Here is a 3,693-nt window from a genome sequence, read left to right on the forward strand (position 1 = left end):
ACTGTGGACAACCACCCCACAAGACCCCGAAAATGTCGGTACCGCGTGCTATCCGGACGCCGAAGCGGGCGGGAAGCCGCGCAATGTCACGCGTCGACGACGCGGCCGTGGCCAGCTTGGGACCTGAGGCGTTGATCCTCGATCGATTCGTCGGGCATGCTGGGATGCGCAATGGAATCTCGCAACGCGACCAACCGCATGGGCACCCGGTACGCCACCATCGGCACGGCCGGGATCTTCGTCGGTGCACTGGCGTACATCGGTCTTCGCGATCCGCATGCACCGGGCTTCGGCTTTCCCACCTGCCCCTTCCACCTGCTGACGGGTTGGAACTGCCCCGGTTGCGGGGGTCTGCGAATGACCCACGACCTCTTGCATGGTGACTTCGGTGCGGCGGCAGTGGACAACGTCTTCCTGCTCTTCGGCCTTCCGATGCTCGCGCTCTGGCTGATCCTGCGGTGGCGATCGGGCGGGCCACTGATGCCAAAGTCGGCGGTCGCGACGGTGATCGTGGCGGCAGTAACCTGGACGGTGATCCGGAATCTACCGGGATTCCCGCTGGTCCCGACGCTTATCGGCGGGTAGCCTCGCTACTCCGCTGATACACTCGCCACTCGGGCCGCTGCAGTCCCAGACAGATCGTTTCCGGACTGCGGAGGTGCTGCGAGTGCTGTTCTCGGCCTTGCCAGAAGCTCAGGGGCTGTATGACCCCGAGAATGAGGCGGATTCATGTGGCGTGGCGATGGTCACGGACATCAAGGGACGTCGATCCCATTCCATCGTCGCCGATGGTCTGACCGCGTTGGAGCACCTCGAGCACCGCGGCGCCGCAGGGGCTGAACCGAACAGCGGTGACGGTGCGGGGATACTCCTGCAACTGCCCGTAGAACTGCTGCGCGAGGTCGTCGACTTCGACCTGCCTTCGCCGACGGCCGAGGGGGCCAACACCTTTGCCGCTGGCATTTGCTTCATGCCGCAGGATCCCGTCGCCCGGGCGGCCGCGCGCGAAGCCATCGAGGCCATGGCGGTCGAAGAGGGGCTGGAAGTGCTTGGCTGGCGCGCGGTTCCCGTCGATCCGGACGGAGCCGGCGTCGGCGAGACGGCACTGGGTTGCATGCCGTACATGGCGCAGCTGTTCCTCGCCGCACCGGAGCGCAACGGCAGCAGGCCCGGCGGCATCGACCTCGACCGTCGCGTCTACCCCGTGCGGAAACTCGCCGAGATGGGCGAAGTCTACTTCGCATCCCTATCGAGCCGCACCATCGCCTACAAAGGCATGCTCACCACAATGCAACTGCCGCAGTTCTTTTCGGATCTGCGCGACGAACGATGTACGAGTGCCATCGCGATCGTGCACAGCCGCTTCTCGACCAACACCTTCCCATCGTGGCCACTGGCGCACCCGTTCCGATTCGTCGCCCACAACGGCGAGATCAACACGGTGCGCGGCAACCGCAACCGCATGCACGCCCGTGAGGCGATGCTGGCCAGCGCGCAGATCCCAGGAGACCTGGCGCGACTGTCGCCGATCTGCACTGCCGATGCCTCCGACTCGGCATCGTTCGACCAGGTGCTGGAACTGCTCCACCTCGGCGGACGCAGCCTGCCGCACGCGGTCATGATGATGATCCCCGAGGCGTGGGAGAAGAACGTCGACATGGGTCCGGAGCGACGCGCGTTCTGGCAATTCCACGCCTCGCTAATGGAGCCGTGGGACGGACCCGCCTGCGTGACGTTCACCGACGGCACGGTCGTCGGTGCGGTGTTGGACCGCAACGGATTACGTCCCGGACGTTGGTGGCGCACCATCGACGACAGGATCATCCTCGCCAGCGAGAGCGGTGTGTTGGACGTGCCGCCCGCGGAGATCGTCGCTAGGGGCCGGCTGGAGCCGGGCAAGATGTTCCTCATCGATACCGCCGAAGGCCGCATCGTTTCCGACGACGAGCTCAAGCAGGGGCTCTCGACTGCCGAATCCTATGGCGAATGGCTGCATTCCGGCCTCCTCGACCTGTCGACCCTGCCCGAGCGTGTTCGCGTTCAACCGAATCACGACTCCGTGGTACGCAGGCAGATCTCCTTCGGATACACCGAAGAGGAATTGCGAATCATGCTCACCCCGATGGCCGCCTCGGGTGCAGAACCCTTGGGCTCCATGGGAACCGACACGCCGGCAGCAGTGCTCTCGCAGCGGTCCCGGCTGCTCTACGACTACTTCGTCGAACTCTTCGCTCAGGTGACCAACCCGCCGCTGGACGCCATCCGCGAAGAGGTGGTCACGTCCATGTCACGTGTGATGGGCCCCGAGCACAACCTGCTGGAGCCGACCGCGGCGTCCTGTCGTCAGATCGTGCTGAAGTGGCCGGTGCTCGACAACGACGAGCTGAACAAGATCGTCCACATCAACGCCGACGGCGAACAGCCCGGCCTCAAGACCAAGGTGCTGCGGGCGCTTTACGACGTCGAGCGTGGCGGCGAAGGCCTCACCGACGCCTTGGAGGACCTTCGCCTCCACGCGAGCGAGGCGATCGCCAAGGGATACCGAACGCTGGTCATCTCCGACCGCGACTCCGATCACACCAAGGCGCCGATTCCGTCGCTGCTCGCAGTGTCGGCGGTACACCACCACCTGGTCCGCGCCAAGCAGCGCACGATGGTCGCGCTGGTCGTCGAGAGCGGCGACGCGCGCGAGGTCCATCACATCGCGATGCTGATCGGGTTCGGCGCCGCGGCCGTCAACCCGTACCTGGCGTTCGAGTCGATCGAGGATCTGATCCGAGAGGGTGAGCTCACGGGGATCGAGCCGACGACCGCGGTGCGCAACTACCTCAAGGCGCTCGGAAAGGGCGTCATGAAGGTGATGAGCAAGATGGGCATCTCGACCGTCGCGTCCTACACGGCTGCGCAGGCGTTCGAGGCCATCGGGCTGAACCGCGACGTCGTCGACGAGTACCTCACCGGGACACCGACCCAACTCGGCGGCGTGGGTCTCGACGTCATCGCGGAAGAGGTGAAGCTGCGGCATCGGCGGGCCTACCCGGAGAATCCCACCGAGCGCGTCCACCGGCGCCTCGAAGTGGGCGGGGAGTACGCCTTCCGTCGCGAGGGTGAACTTCATCTGTTCACCCCGGAAGTCGTGTTCCTGCTCCAGCATTCGACGCGCACCGGACGGTACGAAGTCTTCCGGGAGTACTCCGACGAGGTGAACCGGCTGGCCCGCGACGGCGGGACGTTGCGCGGACTCTTCGAACTGAAGTCCGGCGTACGGCCACCGGTCCCGCTCGACGAGGTCGAATCCGTCGAGTCGATCGTCACTCGCTTCAACACCGGCGCAATGAGCTACGGCTCGATCTCGGCCGAGGCCCACGAGACGATGGCGATCGCCATGAACGCACTTGGTGGCCGGTCCAATAGTGGCGAGGGAGGTGAAGATACAGACCGGTTGTACGACCCGCGTAGGCGCAGTGCGGTCAAACAAGTGGCGTCCGGGCGCTTCGGCGTGACGAGCGACTACCTGGTCAATGCGACGGACATCCAGATCAAGATGGCTCAGGGTGCGAAACCTGGTGAAGGCGGCCAGCTTCCGGGCTACAAGGTGTATCCGAACATCGCCAAGACCCGTCACTCGACACCGGGCGTCGGGTTGATCTCGCCTCCGCCGCACCACGACATCTACTCGATCGAGGACCTCAA

Annotated in this window: 2 protein-coding genes; both read left to right on the top strand. The window is 65.1% G+C overall.

Features of this window, described 5'->3' with window-relative positions:
- Nucleotides 1-171: 171 nt before the first annotated feature.
- Nucleotides 172-585: a DUF2752 domain-containing protein gene (locus tag ACRDUX_RS05450; protein ID WP_526411759.1), complete on the top strand. Its 414-nt coding sequence runs from the start codon at nucleotides 172-174 to the stop codon at nucleotides 583-585.
- Nucleotides 586-667: 82 nt separating this feature from the next.
- On the top strand, nucleotides 668-3,693 hold a 3,026-nt coding region (locus ACRDUX_RS05455; RefSeq protein WP_526411761.1), incomplete at its 3' end, for a glutamate synthase central domain-containing protein.

This window comes from Mycobacterium sp. (genome assembly GCF_050701675.1).
In the GTDB taxonomy this organism is placed as follows: Bacteria; Actinomycetota; Actinomycetes; order Mycobacteriales; family Mycobacteriaceae; genus Mycobacterium.

Coding starts and splice junctions, on each gene's coding strand:
- ACRDUX_RS05450 (WP_526411759.1), top strand. CDS start 172: ATGGAATCTCGCAACGCGACCAACCGCATGGGCACCCGGTACGCCACC.